This is a genomic window from Streptococcus sp. DTU_2020_1000888_1_SI_GRL_NUU_041A (genome assembly GCF_032387735.1).
In the GTDB taxonomy this organism is placed as follows: domain Bacteria; phylum Bacillota; class Bacilli; order Lactobacillales; family Streptococcaceae; genus Streptococcus; species Streptococcus sanguinis.
Genome location: NZ_CP135591.1, coordinates 759,618 through 780,632, shown reverse-complemented (window position 1 = coordinate 780,632; position 21,015 = coordinate 759,618). Strand labels below are relative to the sequence as shown.

The 21,015-nt window shown below is 43.0% G+C and carries 21 protein-coding genes; 3 read left to right on the top strand and 18 right to left on the bottom strand.

Going from position 1 to position 21,015, the window contains the following annotated elements; genetic code table 11:
- Positions 1 to 69: 69 nt before the first annotated feature.
- The 18 genes from RSK81_RS12910 to RSK81_RS03885 all read right to left on the bottom strand — a co-directional run bounded on the left by RSK81_RS12910 (position 70) and on the right by RSK81_RS03885 (position 19,104).
- Positions 70 to 279 carry a helix-turn-helix transcriptional regulator gene (locus RSK81_RS12910; protein WP_009659847.1) on the bottom strand — a complete coding sequence of 70 codons (210 nt, stop codon included), beginning with the start codon at positions 277 to 279 and terminating at the stop codon, positions 70 to 72.
- Between the two features lie 156 nt (positions 280 to 435).
- Positions 436 to 1,578 carry an acetylornithine transaminase gene (locus tag RSK81_RS03965; protein WP_315687505.1) on the bottom strand — a complete coding sequence of 381 codons (1,143 nt, stop codon included), beginning with the start codon at positions 1,576 to 1,578 and terminating at the stop codon, positions 436 to 438.
- Between the two features lie 2 nt (positions 1,579 to 1,580).
- Positions 1,581 to 2,318, bottom strand: a complete 738-nt coding sequence (gene argB, locus RSK81_RS03960) for an acetylglutamate kinase (RefSeq protein ID WP_002925437.1) — start codon at positions 2,316 to 2,318, stop codon at positions 1,581 to 1,583.
- 11 nt (positions 2,319 to 2,329) lie between these two features.
- Positions 2,330 to 3,523, bottom strand: a complete 1,194-nt coding sequence (gene argJ, locus RSK81_RS03955) for a bifunctional glutamate N-acetyltransferase/amino-acid acetyltransferase ArgJ (protein ID WP_002925439.1) — start codon at positions 3,521 to 3,523, stop codon at positions 2,330 to 2,332.
- A 17-nt stretch (positions 3,524 to 3,540) separates the two neighbouring features.
- Positions 3,541 to 4,563 carry an N-acetyl-gamma-glutamyl-phosphate reductase gene (gene argC, locus RSK81_RS03950; RefSeq protein ID WP_002925440.1) on the bottom strand — a complete coding sequence of 341 codons (1,023 nt, stop codon included), beginning with the start codon at positions 4,561 to 4,563 and terminating at the stop codon, positions 3,541 to 3,543.
- A gap of 241 nt (positions 4,564 to 4,804) precedes the next feature.
- On the bottom strand, positions 4,805 to 7,423 hold the full coding sequence (gene alaS / locus RSK81_RS03945) for an alanine--tRNA ligase (protein ID WP_315687502.1): 2,619 nt from the start codon (positions 7,421 to 7,423) through the stop codon (positions 4,805 to 4,807).
- A 37-nt stretch (positions 7,424 to 7,460) separates the two neighbouring features.
- Positions 7,461 to 8,042: an LURP-one-related/scramblase family protein gene (locus tag RSK81_RS03940; protein WP_161800761.1), complete on the bottom strand. Its 582-nt coding sequence runs from the start codon at positions 8,040 to 8,042 to the stop codon at positions 7,461 to 7,463.
- 140 nt (positions 8,043 to 8,182) lie between these two features.
- Positions 8,183 to 9,190: a peptidylprolyl isomerase PrsA gene (prsA, locus tag RSK81_RS03935; protein WP_049553460.1), complete on the bottom strand. Its 1,008-nt coding sequence runs from the start codon at positions 9,188 to 9,190 to the stop codon at positions 8,183 to 8,185.
- Positions 9,191 to 9,303: 113 nt separating this feature from the next.
- Positions 9,304 to 9,987 (bottom strand): O-methyltransferase, encoded by a 684-nt coding sequence (locus RSK81_RS03930; protein ID WP_002934458.1) that lies wholly within the window; start codon positions 9,985 to 9,987, stop codon positions 9,304 to 9,306.
- A 1-nt stretch (position 9,988) separates the two neighbouring features.
- The gene (gene pepF, locus RSK81_RS03925) at positions 9,989 to 11,791 is read right to left on the bottom strand and encodes an oligoendopeptidase F (protein WP_032908209.1); all 1,803 of its coding nucleotides are present in this window, start codon (positions 11,789 to 11,791) and stop codon (positions 9,989 to 9,991) included.
- A gap of 195 nt (positions 11,792 to 11,986) precedes the next feature.
- A complete protein-coding gene (locus tag RSK81_RS03920) occupies positions 11,987 to 12,373 on the bottom strand; it encodes a DUF1310 family protein (protein WP_002913751.1) in 387 nt (128 codons plus the stop codon).
- Between the two features lie 331 nt (positions 12,374 to 12,704).
- Entirely contained in the window at positions 12,705 to 13,097 is a 393-nt protein-coding gene (locus tag RSK81_RS03915) for a DUF1310 family protein (protein ID WP_002913753.1), read from the bottom strand.
- A gap of 152 nt (positions 13,098 to 13,249) precedes the next feature.
- Positions 13,250 to 13,657: a DUF1310 family protein gene (locus RSK81_RS03910; protein ID WP_002913757.1), complete on the bottom strand. Its 408-nt coding sequence runs from the start codon at positions 13,655 to 13,657 to the stop codon at positions 13,250 to 13,252.
- A 337-nt stretch (positions 13,658 to 13,994) separates the two neighbouring features.
- Complete coding sequence (locus tag RSK81_RS03905; RefSeq protein WP_002913758.1) at positions 13,995 to 14,405, bottom strand: DUF1310 family protein; 411 nt, start codon at positions 14,403 to 14,405, stop codon at positions 13,995 to 13,997.
- A 155-nt stretch (positions 14,406 to 14,560) separates the two neighbouring features.
- Complete coding sequence (locus RSK81_RS03900; protein WP_032911178.1) at positions 14,561 to 15,514, bottom strand: competence protein CoiA; 954 nt, start codon at positions 15,512 to 15,514, stop codon at positions 14,561 to 14,563.
- Between the two features lie 112 nt (positions 15,515 to 15,626).
- Positions 15,627 to 16,796 carry an MFS transporter gene (locus RSK81_RS03895; protein ID WP_002912033.1) on the bottom strand — a complete coding sequence of 390 codons (1,170 nt, stop codon included), beginning with the start codon at positions 16,794 to 16,796 and terminating at the stop codon, positions 15,627 to 15,629.
- A 94-nt stretch (positions 16,797 to 16,890) separates the two neighbouring features.
- Positions 16,891 to 18,246, bottom strand: coding sequence for a DUF1958 domain-containing protein (locus RSK81_RS03890; protein ID WP_125377634.1), 1,356 nt, complete (start codon positions 18,244 to 18,246; stop codon positions 16,891 to 16,893).
- Between the two features lie 150 nt (positions 18,247 to 18,396).
- Entirely contained in the window at positions 18,397 to 19,104 is a 708-nt protein-coding gene (locus tag RSK81_RS03885; protein ID WP_002913765.1) for a glucosamine-6-phosphate deaminase, read from the bottom strand.
- A 134-nt stretch (positions 19,105 to 19,238) separates the two neighbouring features.
- Between RSK81_RS03885 and RSK81_RS03880 the strand changes: the two genes are divergently transcribed.
- From RSK81_RS03880 to RSK81_RS03870, 3 genes are read left to right on the top strand one after another with little or no spacing between them, the layout of a single operon-like run.
- Positions 19,239 to 19,418 carry a hypothetical protein gene (locus tag RSK81_RS03880; RefSeq protein WP_002897949.1) on the top strand — a complete coding sequence of 60 codons (180 nt, stop codon included), beginning with the start codon at positions 19,239 to 19,241 and terminating at the stop codon, positions 19,416 to 19,418.
- A 9-nt stretch (positions 19,419 to 19,427) separates the two neighbouring features.
- A complete protein-coding gene (gene queA / locus RSK81_RS03875) occupies positions 19,428 to 20,456 on the top strand; it encodes a tRNA preQ1(34) S-adenosylmethionine ribosyltransferase-isomerase QueA (protein WP_315687497.1) in 1,029 nt (342 codons plus the stop codon).
- 16 nt (positions 20,457 to 20,472) lie between these two features.
- Positions 20,473 to 20,943, top strand: coding sequence for an arginine repressor (locus tag RSK81_RS03870; RefSeq protein WP_002896068.1), 471 nt, complete (start codon positions 20,473 to 20,475; stop codon positions 20,941 to 20,943).
- Positions 20,944 to 21,015: the final 72 nt, after the last annotated feature.

Here is a 21,015-nt window from a genome sequence, read left to right as displayed (position 1 = left end):
AGATGATACAAGAATGCTGAGGCTGAAGGACTGTTTTAGCTCCTGTTGAAATGAATCTTAATTGGTTCTTCATTCTGCTTCCTCCACCAGCCGAAAGACATTCTCAACATTTTCGTTGAAAATATGGGCAATCTTAAGGGCAATCACAATCGATGGGGTATATTCGCCTCTCTCTATAAGGCTGATTGTCTGCCTGGAAACACCGGCCAGCTTAGCCAGTTCTGTCTGGTTGAGACCGTCACGCGCCCTCAACTCCTTGAGTCGATTTCTAAGCTGCATCATAAACTCCTTATTTATTATTCTCCCTTGGATAAAATTATTGTAACAGATTTTTTTCTTTTTGACAAGTATATTTGTCAAAAAAATAATAATAGTTGTCAAATTTGCTATTATCATAGACAAAAAAGAATCCAGCTCAAACTGAATCCTTTTCCTTTATTCATCTAATTCTGAAAATACTTCTTTTAAAATAGCAATCCCTTGCTGAATTTCCTCCCTGTTGATAGTCAAAGGCGGCAGGAGACGGATAACATTCTCTCCGGCTGTCAGGATAATCAAGCCCTTCTGACGAGCGGCTTCAACAATCTTTGACAGACTGGCACTTGTTTCAATCCCAATCATCATGCCCAGGCCTCGAACAGCAGAAATCTTTGGATGGTCCTGAAAAGCAAACTGCAGCTGCTCCAGTAAGATGGCACTCTTAGACCTGACTTCTTCCATAAAGCCCGCCTCTTTCATTATATGCAAGGTCTCCAAGGCGGCTGCCATGGCTAATTTATTGCCACCAAAGGTAGAACCATGACTGCCAGGTCCAAAAGCAGGAGCCAAGCTTGATTTTCCTAATAGAGCGCCAGAGGGTAGGCCATTGGCCAGACCCTTAGCCAGTGTTACAATATCCGGTATAATCCCATAGTACTCAAAGGAATAAAGCTGACCCGTGCGCCCCATACCTGTCTGGACCTCATCAACAATCAGCAAAATCTCCTCTCGTCGGCAAAAATCAGCCAAGTCTTTGACAAAAGCTGCTTCTGCTGGACGAACTCCTGATTCTCCTTGGACCAATTCCAACATGACAGCTGCCGTATCCTGATTGACCAACTTTTCTACGCTGGCAAGATCATTGTAAATCGCATAGCTGAAATGGGGCACCCCATCACCAAATCCTTCCTTAATCTTATCCTGTCCTGTTGCGGCCATAGCGCCAAAGGTCCGACCGTGAAAGGATTGCTGAAAAGTGATAATGCCTTGCTTGCCAGTAGCTTTGCGGGCTAGCTTAATAGCTGCTTCATTGGCTTCCGCTCCGCTATTGCAGAAAAATGCCAAATAATCATAAGAACCAGCCAGTTCCTGAGCCACCTGCTCTTGCAGAGAGCTAAGATAGAGATTGGGACTGTGCCAGATGCGCCCGGCCTGCTGGATCAAAGCCTGCTGGACCTGCGGTTGAAAGCCAAGATTGGTTACGCCAATCCCCGATGAAAAGTCCAAATAAGTCTTTCCCTCACTGTCAATCAGATAGGAACTCTCTGCTTTAACAAACTCAATAGGTGCCCTCTTGTAGTTTTCAAATAAATAAGTCATCGTTACCCCTCTGCTATCAAGGTGCCCGTCAAAAGATTGTCACCAATCAGAACCTGCCCGACACCGGAAAGCACGGTCTGAACAGCACTCTCAATCTTAGGAATCATGCCGCCCTTGATGACACCTGTCTGAATCTTCTTGGACACCTGACTGGTCAGAAGCTGGGGCAGGACTTTTTTGTCCTCTAGAACCCCTTCTATATCTGTCATCAAGATCAGCTTCTCTACCTGCAAGCTACTGGCAACTGCCGCTGCTAGATAGTCTGCATTGATATTTAAGAGTTCGCCAGCATCATTTTCCCCCAGCGAAGCCAGCACTGGGACGATGTCCGCAGCTAGCAGCTGCTCTAAATAAGCAGTTTGAATGGCCGTCACCTGACCGACATAGCCATAGAGGTCTTTATCGATAAAGTCCGCCGAAACTGTCTTTCCCAAATGAGAAACCAACTGAAGGCTTTCAATATCTGAGTCGTTCAGTTCTTGTGTCAGTATTCGGCCGACTTGACCTAGCAAGGCCTGCTCAATAATGGGTAAGTCAGACTTAGCTGTCACCCGCAATCCCTTAACCTTGCTAGTAGGCAGCTGGCGCTCTTTCATAAGCTGGTTAATGACCAGACCGCCCCCGTGAACGACAACGATTTTCTTACCAGCTGCTATCCATGCTTGCATTTGCTTGATAAACTTATCAGACAGCTTTTGCGCAGCAACACCGCCAATTTTTATAACAATCACATCTTTCATTGCATTTCTCCTTAGGTTCTATAGAGGGCGTTGATTTTCACATAATCATAGGATAAATCGCAGCCCCAGGCCTGAGCTTCAGTGTCCCCATCGTGCAGGTCAATGGTCAAGGTCAGCAGCTCCCCAGCCATGGCATCACTCGTCTCCTCGGGGTCAAAAGCCACAGGGCTAGAAGCCTGCATAACTGGAATCCCCTCAATCCAAATATCAATATTGTCTACTGAGACATCTGCTCCCGCATAGCCGATAGCTGCTAAGATTCGGCCCCAATTGGGATCTTGACCAAAAATAGCTGTTTTGACCAAGCTAGAGCCAACGACACTCTTGGCAATCATACGCCCGCTCTGTTCATCCTTAGCGTGCTGCACATTAACTTCAATCAGCTTGGTTGCTCCCTCGCCATCCTTGGCAATTTTTTTAGCTAAGTCAGCCATAAGATAGCGGAGCATCTTAGAAAACTTTTCAAATTCTTCCGTATCTGGCAGAATTTCTTCATTTTGTCGGCAGCCATTAGCCATGACAAGCACCATGTCATTGGTAGATGTATCTCCATCCACCGTGATTTGGTTGAAAGTCGACTCTACATGCTGACTGAGAGCCTTTTGCAAGGTAGCACTGGAAATATTGGCATCACAGGTGATAAAGGCCAGCATGGTCGCCATATTCGGATGAATCATGCCCGATCCCTTAGCCACTCCTGCCATCGTCACTAGGTCTGAGCCAAACTCTTCTGTGACTACACAGGTCTTTGTACAAGTATCTGTCGTCAAGATAGCCTCAGCAAAATCTTCTGCCTTACCACTCACCAGAATCTGTGACAGACCATTTTTCAGAGCATCCATTGGAAGCTGCTCACCGATGACTCCTGTAGAAGCCAGACCTACCAAGTCGGGCTCAATCTTCAGCTTTTGAGCAGCCAATCGCTGCATTTCATAGGCAGCGTCCAGTCCCTGCTGTCCTGTGCAGGAATTAGCAATACCAGAATTAACCACTATTGCCTGCAATTTCTGGCTCTTTTGGATTGATGCTTTGGTCACTAGAAGTGGAGCAGCAATGACCTTATTGGTCGTATAGACTCCTGCCACACTGGCTGGTACTTCAGATACAATCCAGCCAAAATCCAACTTCTTTTTCTTAAAGCCAGCGTGTAAACCGTCAGCTGAAAAGCCTAGCGGACTGGCAATCGTTCCATCAATAATCTTCATATCTAACCCTTTCTCATCTAGACATAGGACGGTTGACTGAGCAGGCCATCTGTTTCAGGGAAGCCCAGCATCAGATTCATATTTTGAACCGCCTGACCAGCAGCCCCCTTAATTAGGTTATCCAGCACAGCCACTACAGTTAAAATATTTGTCACAGGATTATAGTCAAAACCAATATCTGTATAATTAGTACCGATAACCTGATGCAGATTCGGAAGAGCTGCCTGAATACGGACAAAAGGCTTATCCTGATAGCATTCCTGGTAAATAGCAGTCAGTTCTTCCCGAGTCAAAGGTTCTTTTAACTTGCTATAAACCGTCGCTACGATGCCACGATTGAGCGGAATAAGGGAAGTTGAAAACTGAATCTGCTGCAATTTCTCATCAAAACGCTGCAACTGCTGCACAATCTCCGGAATATGCTGATGCTGATTCAGCTTGTAAGTCACATAATTGTCATGCACATGAACAAAATGGCTGGATGCAGCTGGATTTTTCCCTGCTCCAGTCAAGCCGCTCTTGGCATCGACAATAATGGAGTCCAGCTCAATAGCCCGAGCCTTCAGCAAGGGAATCAAGGCCAACTCTGTAGCCGTCGCATAGCAGCCGGGATTAGCAATAAATCGCTTCCCTCTGATATCTGTAAACTCAGACAGCCCATAAATAAACGCTTTTTGAACATAGTCTTCAGCCGGCTCTTTCTGATACCATTTTTTATAAATATTCTCTGGCAAACGATGATCACCAGATAGGTCAATGACTGGAAATCCTGCTTCTACAAAGTCTTTTGACAAATCTTTAGCCACTCCACTTGACGTTGCAAAGAAAACAATATCTGCTCGTCGCATTATTTCCTGACTGTCAAAAGCTTCTATTTTCAGGTCGCAAATCCCCTTCAAATGAGGATAAAGCTCTGACACAGGAGCCTCCATATCTTGACTGGCATGAAGGGAAACGACTTCTGCCTGCGGATGTTGCAACAAAATACGGAGGAGTTCCATTCCTGAATAACCAGTTATTCCTACAATCGAAATTCGCATATTTTTAAAACACCTCCGTATAAATATGCGTTTTATTTTACTCGCATATTTTCCCTTTGTCAAGTATTTTCTGTATTTTTATGCAATATTTTTGAAAATATCATTATTTATTCTAAAACAATTCATAATTTCTTGCCTTAAAGCGGCCTATTTGCTTCTCATATAGAGAAGTAAGGGAGCCGAGAGCACAGAAAAAAGTCTGCCCAAAGAGCAGACCTTTTCATCTATCTGTTATCTAATATTACAACTTCTCAGCAACTGCTGCTAGCAGGTCTGGAATAGCTGATTGCTTGCTGCCGCCGGCCATAGCCATGTCTGGCTTACCGCCGCCTCGACCATCTACAATCGGCGCCAATTCCTTAATCAGATTACCAGCATGGATGTCCTTGGTCTTGCTGGCTGCAAGAACATTGACCTTGTCACCAATTGCTGCAACCAGTACAAGAACATCTGAATAGTCCTTCTGCTTCCATGTGTCCGCAAAGGTACGCAGGGCACCTGCATCAGAAACAGAGACCTGACTAGCGATAAAGCTATGTCCATTTGCCTCTTGAACATTCTTGAAGACTTCACCAGAGGCCGCTGCTGCTGCCTTTTCCTTGAGTTCTGCATTCTCTTTTTGGAGTTGACGCAGCTGCTCCTGCAGCGCTTCAACCTTGTGAGGCACTTCCTTGATTTGCGGTGCTTTGAGGGTCGCTGCGATAGCCTTGAGTGCCTCTTCTTCCTCACGGTAGGCTTCAAAAGCTTCCTTGCTGGTGACCGCCAAGATACGACGAGTTCCAGATCCGATCCCCTCTTCTTTGACAATCTTGAAAATACCGATTTCAGAAGTATTGCCTACGTGGGTTCCTCCGCAAAGCTCGACAGAGTAGTCGCCGATGGTTACGACACGAACTTCTTTACCATATTTTTCTCCAAAGAGCGCCATGGCACCCATTTCCTTAGCTTTGTCAATATCTGTCTCTACTGTCTCGATAGCAAGGGCTTCCCAGATTTTCTCATTGACTTCTTGCTCAATAGCGCGCAGCTCTTCTGCTGTCACCGCTTGGAAATGCGTAAAGTCAAAGCGCAGGAATTCTACTTCGTTCAGAGAGCCTGCTTGGGTTGCATGGTTACCAAGAACATTATGCAGGGCTGCATGTAAAAGGTGAGTTGCCGTATGATTTTTCATCACACGATGGCGACGGCTGTGGTCAATTTCCAGTTTATAGCTTTGACCGAGAGCCAGAGGAGCCAAAACTTCTACAGTATGCAAAGGCTGACCATTTGGTGCTTTTTGCACATCCGTAACTTGCGCTACCAGATTGCCTGCTCCATCAAAGATTTGACCGTGGTCGGCCACCTGACCACCCATTTCTGCATAGAATGGCGTTTCTGCAAAGATGAGGGCAGCTGTCCCTGACTCAACAGACTCGACTGCGGCATCATCCGCCACGATAGCAAGAAGTTCAGCAGTCAGCTCTTCTTTTTCGTAGTTAAAGACACTCTCTACAGTGATGGCCTGCAGGGTTTCATTTTGCATGCCCATTGAGCCGCCCTTAACGACAGAAGCACGCGCCCGATCCTGCTGCTCTTTCATAGCCGCTTCAAAGCCAGCACGATCCACAGTCATGCCTGCTTCTTCAGCGATTTCTTCGGTCAACTCCAGCGGAAAACCGTAAGTATCGTAGAGTTTAAAGGCATCTTGACCAGCAATAACAGTTTGTCCCTTAGCTTTCAAATTTGCCACAATTGTTTCTGCAAAGTGTTGACCAGAGTGCAGAGTACGAGCAAAAGATTCTTCCTCACTCTTGATAATCTTTTCGATAAAGTCTTGCTTTTCAAGAACTTCTGGGTAGTAGCTTTCCATAATCTTGCCCACAGTTGGAACCAGTTTGTAAAGGAAAGGCTCATTGATACCCAATTTTTGACCATGCATTGAAGCACGACGAAGCAGACGACGAAGGACATAGCCACGGCCTTCATTTCCAGGAAGAGCCCCATCACCAATGGCAAAGGAAAGCGAGCGGATATGGTCTGCGATAACCTTGAAACTCATATTGTCGCCATCCTGGTCATAGACCTTGCCAGACAGTTTCTCTACTTCACGAATGATTGGCATAAAGAGGTCGGTCTCGAAGTTGGTCTTAGCCCCTTGGATAACAGCCACCAAACGCTCCAAACCTGCGCCCGTATCAATGTTCTTATGTGGCAATTCCTTATACTCACTACGAGGTACAGCAGGGTCAGCGTTGAATTGTGACAAAACGATATTCCAGATTTCGATATAACGGTCGTTTTCAATATCTTCTTCTAAGAGACGGACTCCGATATTTTCTGGATCAAAAGCCTCACCCCGGTCAAAGAAAATCTCTGTATCCGGTCCAGAAGGTCCCGCACCGATTTCCCAGAAGTTGTCCTCAATCGGAATCAAATGACTAGGCTCAACGCCCATAGCAATCCAGCGGTTGTAAGAATCCTTGTCGTCTGGATAGTAGGTCATGTAGAGCTTGTCTTTGGGGAAATCAAACCATTCAGGGCTAGTCAAAAGCTCGTAAGCCCACTCGATTGCTTCATCACGGAAATAATCACCGATAGAGAAGTTGCCCAGCATTTCAAACATAGTATGGTGGCGGGCAGTTTTTCCAACATTTTCAATATCGTTGGTCCGGATGGCCTTTTGAGCGTTGGTAATCCGAGGATTCTCTGGAATAATGGTTCCGTCAAAGTATTTCTTGAGTGTTGCCACACCAGAGTTAATCCAGAGCAAGGTTGGATCGTTGACCGGCACCAAGCTGACAGATGGTTCTACTGCATGACCTTTAGTTGCCCAAAAATCCAGCCACATTTGACGAACCTGAGTACTTGACATTTGTTTCATTTATTTTTCTCCTTAAATTTTTTCTAAAATAATTGCATTATGAGGACGAACTTTCCAGCATTTCGACATAATCAATAGCGACACAGAGGGAAATCACCAAATCTGAATAAGTCACATCATAGATACTCACCTGATAAGTAGAGGTTAGATGGAAGAGCTCCTTGGTAATCTCTGCAACGACTTGATTGCTGTCATCCAGCAGACGAAAGTTTAAATCCCAGATGTTCCCTTCAACTCGTAGACCCAAATTATCAAATTTATACTTATCACGCAAAAAAGAGAATTTCTTACGGATATAAAAGCTATGCCCGCTGCTGAGTTTAATTTCAAACTGGGGCAGGAGGGTTATAAGGGTCTTGGTAATCTGACTGACGATTTGACCCTGACTATCATAGATAGTAAAGGTCTTAGGAATCTGGAAGAAAGAGCCTTCCACTTGGTAATCCACATTTCCTCGATCGTCCTTGATATCAAAGCGTTCGCCGCCTAAGCGAAATTTCTGTTTGACAAGATAGGTTTTCATTATATTACCTCCACAGTCAACATAAAAGACAAGTTCCTTGTCCGAAGGGCGAAAAACCGCGGTACCACCTTCATTCAATGAACTTGTCATTCTCATTTCGTATTCTATTTTGTTAGATGAGTAGCATGATTCTCCGTCTCAGATGGCTCGCAGCACCGCCAATTCTCTGAACTAAGAACTTGAAAAATCAATTCTCACCAGTCTTATTATACTTGCTTATTCTCTTTTCGTCAACCTTATTCTGCGGCTGATGATGAAGCTTCTGTTGAACTGCTTTCAGCTGCTGAGCTAGACTCAGATGTCTTTGAGCTGCTGGCAGCACTTGATGAAGAAGTTGAAGAACCTGTGGTTTCGATATACTGAGCAAAGATAGATTGGAAAGCACTGTCCTTAACCTTGATGTTGGCATCTTTCAACTCTTTCGCCACAACACTTTGGATGAAGCTAGTATCTTTTTCTTTTTGCGCAATGATAATTTTTTTCAGCTTATCTTTGTAGTCTTTCCAGTTAGAAGATTTCTCTGACTTCTTGACCAGCTTGACAATATAGTAGCTTGCTGAGTATTGTGAATCTGGCACAGTCACAAGGTCTGAAACGCCATTTTCTTCCAAAGCAAAAGCAGCTTTTTTGACAGCATCTGGAACATCAGTAGAGCCAGAGTCAAACTTGATTTCTCCGCCTTTTTCCTTAGTGGCAGCATCGGTAGAGTTTTCCTTAGCGATTTGGCTGAAGTCTGCTCCTTCTGCTTTAGCTTTTTCGAGAACTTCCTTACCTTTGTCTTCGCTGTCAACCTTGATGATTTGAGCCGTTACTTCTGGCGTGTAGTTTTCAAAGGCAGCCTTGTAGTTTTCGTCAGTCAGCTCTTTTTCAGCAGCCTTCTTAACGGCATGCTCTACCAGCATATTGGTGCGGATTTGCTCCTTGTAGGCATCTTCGGTCAATCCGTTTTGAGCCAAGACTTGGGCAAAAGCTGTACCGTAAGCAGTTTTAGACTTTTCGAAAGCATCCTTAACATCCTTGTCTTTGACGTCTTTACCGTATTTTTCTTCAAAGATATCTTTGATAGCCATCTGCAGCAAGACCTGCTGAGCTGCACCATTGTTTTTCACTTGATCGTAGAACTCATTGACAGTAATCGTGTTTCCCTTCATGGTCACGATGTCCTTGCCTTCTGAGTTAGAGCATGCTGCTAATACAGCGACTGACAAGAGTGTCACAGCTCCTGCAAATATTTTTTTCTTCATTTTATATTGACTCCTTATTCTTAAAAGTTCATGTTTTCTATTGTAGCACAAATTTGAATTGATATCTTAAATTTTACTAAAAATTTTTGGAAATTAGGAAAAAATCATAAATGTCATTTTTTTCTAATCATAAGCAGCCCATCTCCTAAGGGAAGCAGACTCGTAGTTAAATCTGGACTGTCCAAAGTCGCGTCAAAAAGACTATGCAATCCTCGGTAAATAGCCCGTTGACCACGCTTAATATCCTCAAAAGCCTTGGCAACATCGCCGCCTTGAAAGACATCATCAATGAGAATCAGCCCACCAGGATTGAGGCGCTTGAGGACCTGAGGCAAAAACACCACATACTTAGACTTAGCAGAGTCCATAAAGACAAGGTCGTAGGAATCCTCTAACGTCTCAAGTAAATCCACCGCATCGCCTTCCAGAAGGGTAATCTGCTGACGGCTGTCATACTTAGCAAAATTAGCCTTGGCCAGCTCAACCATCTCTGGATTGCGGTCAATAGTTGTAATCTGAGCCTGAGGAGCATGCTCCGCCATCAAAAGAGCCGAAAATCCAATAGCCGTCCCGATTTCTAAAATCTTCTTTGGTTGGAAACTTTCGACTAGCAGGCGGAAGTAAGCCACTGTCTCATGGGGAATCACAGGTACATTTTCGGCTCTGGCAAAATCCTCTAGTTCCTTGAGTCCACCAGTGACTGGCTGGAGACGCTGTCTCATAAAGTCTACGACTTCCTCTTTGACCACTGGCCGGCGCATATTGGGATTAGAGTTTTGATTATAAGTTTCGACCATCTTATGCCAGTCCCAACTTTTCTACCAAGGCTTCAAATTCGTCCAAGCGACGCTCAAAGACAGCAAAAGCAGCATTTAGGTAGTCTTCCTTTTCCATATCCACACCTGCTTTTTTGATGACATTGAGCGGATAGTCAGAGTTCCCAGCTTTCAGATAGTCCAGATACTTATCCTTGTCTTCCTGACTGCCATGGACAATCTTTTCAGCCAGGGCAGAAGCCGCTGAAAATCCTGTCGAATATTGGAAAACATAGTAATCATAGTAGAAATGAGGAATCCGAGCCCATTCGTACTGAATCTGTGGATTGTCTTCTTTTTTCAGTCCATAGTATTTTTCGTTCAAGTCAGCGTAGAGCTCATTGAGAAACTCGCCGGTCAAGACTTGACCTTCTTGGTCAGCCTTGTGGATAGCATGTTCAAACTCAGCAAACTGGGTTTGACGGAAGACCGTACCTCTAAAGCCATCCAAGAAGTGATTGAGGATAGCAAAGCGGGTAGCATCATCTTCTACTTCTTCCAAGAGCTTTTCTGTCAGGATGTTTTCATTGGTCGTCGAAGCAATCTCAGCTAGGAAGATAGAATAGTCTCCATAGACATAAGGCTGGGTCTCACGGGTGTAGCTGGAGTGCATACTGTGGCCTGTCTCGTGCACCAAGGTAAAGAGATTATCCAGCGTGTCCTGCCAGTTGAGCAACATAAAGGCGTTGGTGTCATAAGAACCGCCAGAGTATGCCCCTGAGCGCTTGCCTTGATTTTCATGAACATCAATCCAGCGCTCTGAAAAAGCTGTCTTCACTCGGCTCAGATAATCCTCACCCAGAATTGCCAGGACTTCCTCAGACTTAGCCAAGGCTTCCTCATAAGTGAACTTGTAGTCTGTCTCTGACAAAGGTGTGTACATATCATACATCTTCAAATCAGAAATGCCTAAAATCTTTGCTCGTAAAGCAATATAACGCTGCAAAAGAGGCAAATGCTTATTGACAGCTGAAACTAAGCTGTCATAAACACTTTCTGGAATGAAGTCCGCTGACAAGGCTGCTTCACGGGCAGATGAAAACTTGCGGACTTTCGCATTGTAATTGTGAACCTTGACATTGGTCTGCAGAGTCTTAGCATAGGTATGCTGATACTGCTCGTATACTCTGTAGAGAGCCTCGTAAGCTTCCTTACGGACTTCTCGGTTCTTAGACTCGACCAGGGTGATATAGTTACCGTGGCTGAGCTGAACTTCATTTCCATCTTCATCATGCACTATAGGAAAGACGATATCTGCATTATCCAAAATAGAAAAGGTTTCGCCCGCTGCCCCAAAAATTTCACCAGCACCGGCCAATAGCTCCTCTTCGCGCTGTGTCAGGATGTGGGCTTTCTTTTTCAAAAGCTTGTCAAAATAATGCTGGTACAGCTGCAGGGCTGGCTTCTCAGCTAGGAAAGCTTGGTACTGTTCTTCTGTAATCGCCATAAATTCGGGCTCGTAGAAGGCAAAGCTTTGACCAAAATCGCTGTAAAGAGTCATGCCTTTAGCCTGATACTCTTGGTACTTAGCCACACGTGTATCCTGGTCATTCTTCATATGAGCATAAGAATAAAGCTTTTCAATACGACGCATCAAGTTCAGTTGCACTTCAGTCGTTGTTAAGAGACTATCCGCTGAATCCAGCAAATGCCCAGCCAGACTAGCTGCTTTCTTCACTTCTTCTGAAACCTGCGCCAATTCCGCTTCAAAGGCTTCATCTGTTGGGAAAATAGTACTCAAATCCCAGGTATATTTTTCTTCAATTTCATTTCTTTGTTTTGCCATAAAAAAATCCTCCGACTCCCCTATTCTATCACAAAATTCTACTTTTTATAAAACTCAAGTACCAAAATCACATAGTAGCTAGGCAGACAGACTTAATTAATAAAAAAACTCTTTGAACCTAATTCCTGACCAAACAAAAATTAGATTCCAAAGAGTTCATTTTTCCTATCACTAAACGCTTTATCATTTGTCATGTCATTCTCCCCTCAACTTCTTTGCGAGTTCACCAGAGATTACATAACCTGTATGTTCTAGCTTCCCATCTGACTCTTCCACCAATGTTGTGGTAATTGTTAATTCCGAGTCATCGTTTATTATAAGCTCAACTATTAAGCCACCCATTGGATTATAGTCTAATTCATTTTTGTTAATTGAATATTCTTTTATAATCCCCTCCTCTGTCAATGCTTTAGGATCTTCCTGTCTTAGTAATTCTTCTATTGCTCTCTGCGCTTTCTTCCCCTCCGCAATCCGAATCATTTCTTCTTTTTCTGACCGACTGTTTAGCATACTGCAACCTCCTAAAAACATAGCTGAACTAATTGTGATGATACTCAGAAAGATGACAAAAATTTTCTTCATGATGACTCCTTTAGCTTGTTATCTTTACTCAAACTGATGTCCTAACGAAAATGGGAAAATGGATTTGGATTAATGTTTTATCTTATCATTTTTATACTATTTTTTAGAAGTTTCAAGTACTCCAGTACGGATAAAGAGTTGTAAAGACAAAAACTCGTTCTCCATCACGCTTGATATTTTTATAAATTTGGGAGACGGTGCCTAAATAATCCTCCCTTTTACATCATATTCTTTACCAACATGCACACCCTCATACTCATATAAATAAGCTTCAACAAGTTGTTTATCTGTATATTCGCTACCATCAATAGTTTTTTTATAATGAGGCGTATTACTTTTCTCCTCTAATTAGCTCGTTAAATTCCGGAGACATGCCATAACCACCCGTCTCGTATTCGCCAGTAGTTGAATTTTCTTGAAAAGTCATGTCTAATTCAAACTTCTTATTATCATTAATTATTAAATAGATGTCTAATCCTCCCATCGGATTGAAATCTAATTTATTATTTTCAATTTTATACGTTTTAATCTTCCCTTCTGCTGTCAGAGCTTTAGGATCCAGTTCTCTCAACTCTTTCTCAATCGCCTTCTTCATTTTTGTACTTTCCGCAATCTGGATCATTTCTTCTTTTTCCGACCGACTGCTTGGCATACTGCAGCCTCCTAAAATAATGCCTGAACTGACCGTGATAATACACAGAAAAATGACAAAAATTTTCTTCATAATGACTCCTTTCGCTTCTCATCTTTGATAAAATCGATTCCTTAACAAAAACGAGAAGGCGAATTTAGATTAATTTTTTATATTAATTATTATACTATTTTTCCAAAGAACATAATAGCGCAATCATTGTTAGGAAGTTATCTAGAAAAACCTTATTCTTCATTGCCATTTACATTTTCTTCATCCATTAGTTTTGTAAGCTTCGGTGACCACACAGTCCCATCTCTGTGAAATTTCCCATTTTCGTCCTCTCCAATGACATATCCTAGTGTTACTTCTTCGTCACCATTAATGATTAAATCAAACATTAATCCTCCCATTGGGTTCTGAGTTAGTGACTTCTTATTAATTTCATAACTTTTAATTTTCCCTTCAGGTGTTAATGCTTGAGGGTCAATCTTTTTCAGCCCTTCCTCAATAACACTCTTCATCTTTTTACTCTCTGCAATCTGAATCATTTCTTCTTTTTCAGAACGACTGTTTATCATACTGCACCCTCCTAAAAACATAGCCGAACTAATCGTTATGATACTCAGAAAAGTGACAAAAATTTTCTTCATAATGGCTCCTTTCGTTTCTCTTCTTTGCTCAAACTGACGTCCTAACGAAAATGGGAAAATGGATTTAGATTAATGTTTTATCTTATCATCGTTATACTATTTTTTAGAAGTTTCAAGTACTCCAGTACGGATAAAGAGTTATGAAGACAAAAACTCATTCTCTCTCACCCTTAATATTGTCGTAAATTTGGGAGACCGTGCCAATTTAGATTTCACTCCCCTCTTCCCTAATTACCACATCTTTAGTTTTCGAATCAATATGATATTTTTTTAATGTAAAATCCACATGTTGCTTATCATTTAATTTTTCGTCATCTATTAATACTATGCCAAACTCCTATCTTTCCAATGCTTGAGATAACTTATCAGAATAAGTGGCACTTGTGCTTTCTATCTCTCCATCACTATTTTTATTTATATTGCAGCTAATAATAAAATCAGAATCTCCATTTATTATAATATCGAAATCTATCCCGCTCATTGGATTTTTTGAAATTGAGTTTCTATCTATTTCATAACTTTGTATAAAGCCTTCTTTTTTAAATGCTTGAGGATCAACATAAGTGAACCAATGATAAAATGCTTTTTCAGCCTCTTTGCTTTCTACAAGTTTAATCATCTGACTATTTTCATTTTCTTTCTCTGACCGACTGTTTATCATACTGCACCCTCCTAAAAACATAGCCGAGCTAATCGTTATGATAGTCAGAAAAATGACAAAAATTTTCTTAATGATAGCACCTTTCACTTCTCATATTTTCTAAAGCTAGCTGAATTAGCACGATTTAGAATTTTTAACTGTCTAACTTATTACTTTATTATATTATACAGGATTCTCAAATATTCTAAAACTGAAAGGATAGCTAAAAGTTTATAGCTTCATCAATGGGAAACTAACGATACTTAGCAATTTTCTCTTGTCATCTCATAAAAGGCCGGTGAATAAACAATTTGCAGATTTTTTTGCTGGAGATTGGCATAATAGTTCTCAAACTGCTGATAATAGTCTGTCAGGTCAGTACTTATCTGACAGAAAGAGGCAGCCTGTATCGGCCTAACCTGCGGATAGAAATCCTCTGCCGACTTAGTCAGGAGATTATCGCCAGCCTGATAGAGCTGGGCCTGCAGCCGCATCCATCTAGGCTGCTGGTAATAAAGCTGACGGCGTATATAATTGCATATCTGTGGATCTTGCTGGGCCAGAAAGCTGTTCATCTTCTGCTTTTGAAAGGGCAAACGCAAAATATCCAAAAACCTACCTTGACCAAATGGAAAGGTCTTGGTCTTGTGCTGGACTTTTCCATGCAGATCTTCGTGAATCAGGTATTTGAGACGCAGAACTTGTTTTTGCTGATCCAGCTCCCAAAGATGAAAGCCCATATTTTTACTAAAATAGAGAAAATCCTTCTGCAGGCGGGTTAAGGCATCCTTGAGCCAAAGTTTTCGCCCCAAGAGCCAGAGGACCTGATAGCCATGCAGGCGGTAAGAAAGCGTCCGTTCCTGCAGCCGTTCTATACTTAGAGGACTGCACTGGACTTCAAGCGCCAGTTTTTTATCATCAACTAGCAAATCAGCAATTTGCTGCAGTGCAGGCAAAAAAGCCTCCACCTCAACTTCTTCCGTCTGGACAGCCCAGCGAAAAAGCTCCGCCTTAAGGTTCAGGTGCTCAGCGCTTTCATTTTCCCTATAAAAACGACATTGCTCTAGCGAAACATGCGCAAAGTGCGGCTGCATAACTTTTCCTTTTTTAAAACGGACTGCCCCTGAACAAGCGGGGCAGACGAAATCAGCCCCCTTCTCAATCTTCTCCTCCAGAGCATTACACAAAAGCCCCTTATGATTTCGCGCCACAAACATATCCCAGTCCCCTCTAAAAAATTCTCTCATTTACTAAAATATTCGCAAAAGAAAGAGAAACTATCTAGACAAAAAAACGGGTCGAGAGAACATCTCTCCGACTCGTTTTTCATTATCCAAATAATTGGTTTCCTTTTCGTTCTGGCAATTTTAGAAAGAGGGCCAGGAGACAGACTAAGCAGATAATAGCTGCTAGAAAGAGGTTCATTCCTTCGTAGCCCCAACTATCCAAAAAGTGACCCGCAAGATTTTGAATGAGAATGGTTCCTAGACTGCGGGCTGTCTGGACCAAAGCAATGGCTGTAACTAGGTATTTTTCATCGACCAAGCTGGCTACGATTTTTAGGGTCACCATAATCAAAACCATGCCCGTCACGTGCTTGGAAAAAAGAGTCATCCCGATTTTCGAAATCAAACCTAGATCCAAGGCATAAACGCTGTACTGGAGAAAGATGATTCCCAAACAGATATAAAGAAGCTTCTTCATCGAAATCTTGTCCATAAAGAGATAGGAATAAAAGATAAAAGGCGCTTCAACCAGAACTGATAGGGCAACAACAGTCGAAGCCATATCCACCTCTAAGCCACTATGCTGTAGCATGGCAGGGATATAGGTATGACCAGTATTCCCCACTCCAGAGTAAAGGGCGACCAAAAGCAGGTAAAAGAGATAGGTTTTGTTGGTCAAGAGCTTCCCCAGACCTGTCTGCTTGCGGGTATTCCTGCTTTCTAGGGCTGCTCGGTCGTGCTTGGGCTGGATTCCCAAAAGTCCTATGCTGCTGATAAGCATCATGCCAATAAAGACTGGGAAAATAGCCTGCGGTGCGACTCTTTGATAGATCAATCCTGCCAGCTGAGAGCCTAAAGCATAGCCAATGGTTCCCCAAATCCGAATCTTACCATAAGTATAAGGACTTTGAGCCGCAAGAACATCCATGACTGGATTGACCCCGTTAACCAGCATGAGGACCAGACTATACCAGACCAGTAACTGCCAAAGCTGAGTAGCTTTCATGAAAAATACGGCCCCAACCATCATAGCTAGAAAGCTAAAAAGGAAGACCTTTTTAATTCCCAAAGCATCGCTGAGAACTCCAAAAATTGGCTGAGCCAACATGGAAGCAAAGAAAGAAGCTGACACTACCATCGATACTTGAGCATTTGAATAGCCTAAGTCCTGCATATAGACTGATATCAGGGTCGAAAAAAGAGAGTAGGCTAGAAAGAAAAAATTAAAGAGTAAAAAATGAGCTAGATAGCTGTTATGAAACTTTTTTTGCATGAAAATCTCCTTAAGACAGAAAGAAAACTCAGCAAAAGAACTGAGTTTTAGTTTGGAAAGTCATTCCGTTCGTATGTGACAGAGGACATTCCCTTTATTCAACATCTGTATTTCTACGACGTTCCTGCTTTGCAGCCTTGCGTTTTTGGCGACTGCGGTATTCAAAGTACAGAATGATCAACAGGATGCCAACAGGCAACAGAATTAACATCTTATCGCTGAAGAACACACCATACCAAGGCTTGCTTTCCGACTTGCTGCCAGTCACATTTTCAATAGCCTGAGCAACTGGATTCTCAACTTTCTCGACTTTCATTTCATCAGAGATCTTGCTAGACAAGGTCTTCAAGCCATTTTCAGCCTTGAGAACATTGTTTTCAACCTTGACTTTAGGCTCGGTTCCCTTTTTAACAGTAGCGTAGAAATCCTCAGGCAGCTTATATTTCTGTCCATCAATCTCCTGCTCACCCTTAGATAAGAGTTTTTTGTACTCATAGTCCGCATAAGCCTTCTCAATCAAAGCATTACCAAAAGGATGGCGGTAATACTCACCGTCTTGGTCAGACCAGTCACCGACTCCCATAATCACAGCAATCATGCGCTGATCTCCACGCTTAATGGTCGCGATATAGTTGAAAGCACCATTAGGGCTAGAACCCGTCTTCATGCCATCTACGCCCTTGAGTGCGTATTTAGCACCCGGCAGAGAGTAATTATAGGTTTCAAAGGTTTCTTCGTAAGGAGTTCCGGCTTTAACCGTAACCTTGGCTTTATTAGTATAGTTTAGAATCTCAGGATGGTGATTGACAAAGTTATAGGCCAGAATCGCCAAATCACGGGCTGTTGTCTGATTGCTGGCATAATTATCGTAGTTTTGAGGATTATAATAGCCCTTAAAAGAAACCGCCGCTGCACCGCTAGCATTGAACCACTTGGTATTCGTCATGCCTAGCTCTTGAGCCTTGGCATTCATCCGATCCAAGAACGCATCTGGATCATTGTCCGATAAATAATTGGCCAGCATGACGGTTGTCGCATTGGATGACGGCACGATTGTCATGGTAATCAGCTCAGATACGGTATAGTCCACACCAGCGACAATTTTATTATTAGAAATTTCATAAATATTAGCGGTGGCCTGATCCTGAGGTGTAGCTGTAATGACCGTCTTTTCGCTGATTTTTCCTTCCTTAATCGCTTCAAAGACCAAGTAAAGCGTCATGAGCTTACTCATACTAGCAGGATCACGCACCTCATCGACATTATCTTCCCAGACAACATCACCTGTACTACCGTCAATAACGAGAGAAGACTTGGGACGATTAATCGCCTGAACATTATCATGCGGATACATCTTTTTAGCCATATCCACCAATTCATCAGCCCTAGCAGCTAGTGGCGCTAAAGAGGTCAGGAACACAATTCCCAATAACAAAAGCTTTTTCTTCACAGGATCCTCCAAAGAACAATTATACCTATCTAGTATATCATATTTTACGCAAAGTCAACCATAAATCTAAAAATCCTACCTAAAAAATAGATAGGAAATTAAGAGACTTTTATCTGGCAAAGCCCGCTTTATAGCAACAACGTCAAAATCTTAGTGTTTTAACAGGCTAAGCGCTTCCTTATCAGCGATAATCACAACATCTGGATGCTTCTGGAGAGCACTGCCTGGCAGCTCCTCCGTCACCTCACCCCCAACAGTCCCTGCTATGGCCTTGGCCTTAGCTGAACCGTAAGCAAAGAGGATGATGGACTTAGCATTTAGGATATTGCCAACCCCCATGGAAATGGCCTGGGTCGGAACATCCTCCATCTTGTCAAAGAATCGAGCATTGGACTGAATGGTGGACGGTGTCAGATCCACTAAGTGAGTCTGGCTTTCAAAACTAGTCCCCGGCTCATTAAAGCCGATATGACCATTCGTACCGATTCCCAAAATCTGCAAATCAGCCGGATGCTCTGCTAGAAGCTGATTGTAGCGCGCCACTTCTGCTTCTAAATCTTTCGCTGTGCCATTGGGCAGGAAGCTTTCTTTAAAAGGCTTTTGGTTAAAGAGGTGCTGGTTCATGAAATAGCGATAAGATTGAGGATTGTCCTCCTGCAAACCGACATATTCATCCAGATTGACACTGGTCATCTCTGAAAAATCAAGGTCACTCTCAACGATCTGCTTGTAAAATCCTTCTGGGCTGCTGCCTGTAGCTAAGCCTAAAGTTTTTGCCCCCTGAGCCAACTTTTCTTTGAGCAGCTCAAGAGCCACTTTACCACCTTCTACTTGGTTTTCCACTTGAATAATTTTCATTTTCTACCTCCACTTCTGTTCTTAATTTTATTATATGGTATAGACCAATTTTTGTCAAGAAAAAGTCTGCAAAATAGACATACTTTTTAGTCATGCTCGCTTCCTTTTGCAGCAAATCGTGTTATAATAGAGACATGTTTTTACTGATTGTTTTATTGATTTTATTTTTAGTCGGAGTCTTACTCTGCAGCTTGAGTTTCCTCATGAAAAAACAACCAGGCTGGCAGATTGTAAGTTTGATTTTGGGCGGCTTACTTACAGCTAGCCCCTTCCTACTTGCTGCTTATCTACTCTGGCTGATGAAAACAATATAAGGAGATACGATGAATACCGCTGATTTTGATTTTGACTTGCCCGAAGAGCTGATTGCTCAGACACCTTTGGAGAAAAGGGATGCTTCCCGCTTGCTAGTGGTCGATAAAGAAACAGGAGTCTTCTCCGACCAGCACTTTGACCAGATTATTGATCAGCTCCAGCCCGGCGATGCCCTAGTGATGAATAATACACGTGTCCTTCCTGCCCGCCTTTATGGTATCAAACCTGAGACAGGAGGCCATGTCGAGCTGCTGCTGCTGAAAAATACCCAAGGAGATGACTGGGAAGTGCTAGCCAAGCCAGCCAAGCGCCTCAGAGTAGGTGCTCAGATTTCCTTTGGCGATGGCCGCTTAACGGCTACTGTGGTAGAGAAGCTTGACCATGGTGGTCGAATCGTACGCTTTGGCTATGAAGGGATTTTCCTAGAAGTCTTGGAAAGTTTGGGAGAAATGCCGCTTCCGCCTTATATTCACGAGAAACTAGCAGACCGCGAACGCTACCAGACTGTCTATGCTAAAGAAAACGGCTCTGCTGCTGCGCCAACTGCTGGACTTCATTTCACAGAAGAGCTATTGGAGCAGATTGCTGCCAAGGGAGTCAAGCTGGTCTATCTCACCCTTCATGTCGGACTGGGAACTTTCCGACCGGTTTCTGTAGACAGCTTAGATGATCACGAGATGCACTCCGAATTTTACAGTCTGTCCGAGGAAGCTGCCCAGACACTCCGTCAGGTCAAGGCAAATGGCGGACGTGTCATTGCAGTCGGCACAACATCTATCCGCACCTTGGAGACAATTGGCAGTAAATTTCAGGGTCAGATTCAGGCTGACTCTGGCTGGACCAATATTTTTATCAAGCCGGGATACGATTGGAAGGTCGTTGATGCTTTTTCAACCAACTTCCACCTGCCCAAGTCAACTCTGGTCATGTTAGTCTCTGCCTTTGCCGGACGTTCCTTAACACTTAAAGCTTATGAGCACGCTATTGCTGAGCGCTATCGCTTCTTCAGCTTTGGTGATGCTATGTTTATCAAATAACTATAGGTGAAAATATATGAATAAAATTGAAAGCAGACACCGTCTTATTCGCTCCTTAATCATGGAAAAGAAAATCCATACCCAGCAAGAACTTCAGGAGCATTTGGAAGCAAACGGCGTCATTGTAACCCAGTCCACTCTTTCACGAGATATGAAAGCACTCAATCTGGTCAAGGTCAGTGAAAACGATACTTCCTACTATATCATCAACAGCATTGCACCATCCCGTTGGGAAAAACGCCTTCGTTTCTATATGGAGGATGCTTTGGTCATGCTGCGGCCAGTTCAAAATCAAGTCGTCATGAAAACCCTGCCTGGTCTGGCCCAGTCTTTCGGTGCAATCTTAGACGCTCTAGAGCTGCCGCAGATTGTTGCTACTGTCTGCGGAGATGACGTCTGTCTGATTATCTGTGAGGATGATCAAGGTGCCCTTGACTGCTTTGAGAAGCTCAAAGAATTCACCCCACCATTTTTCTTTAGTAAATAAAAAGCTGAGACAACATTGCCTCAGCTTTTTCTATTTACGATTTTTGCCTCAATGAAACCCATTAGTGAATCA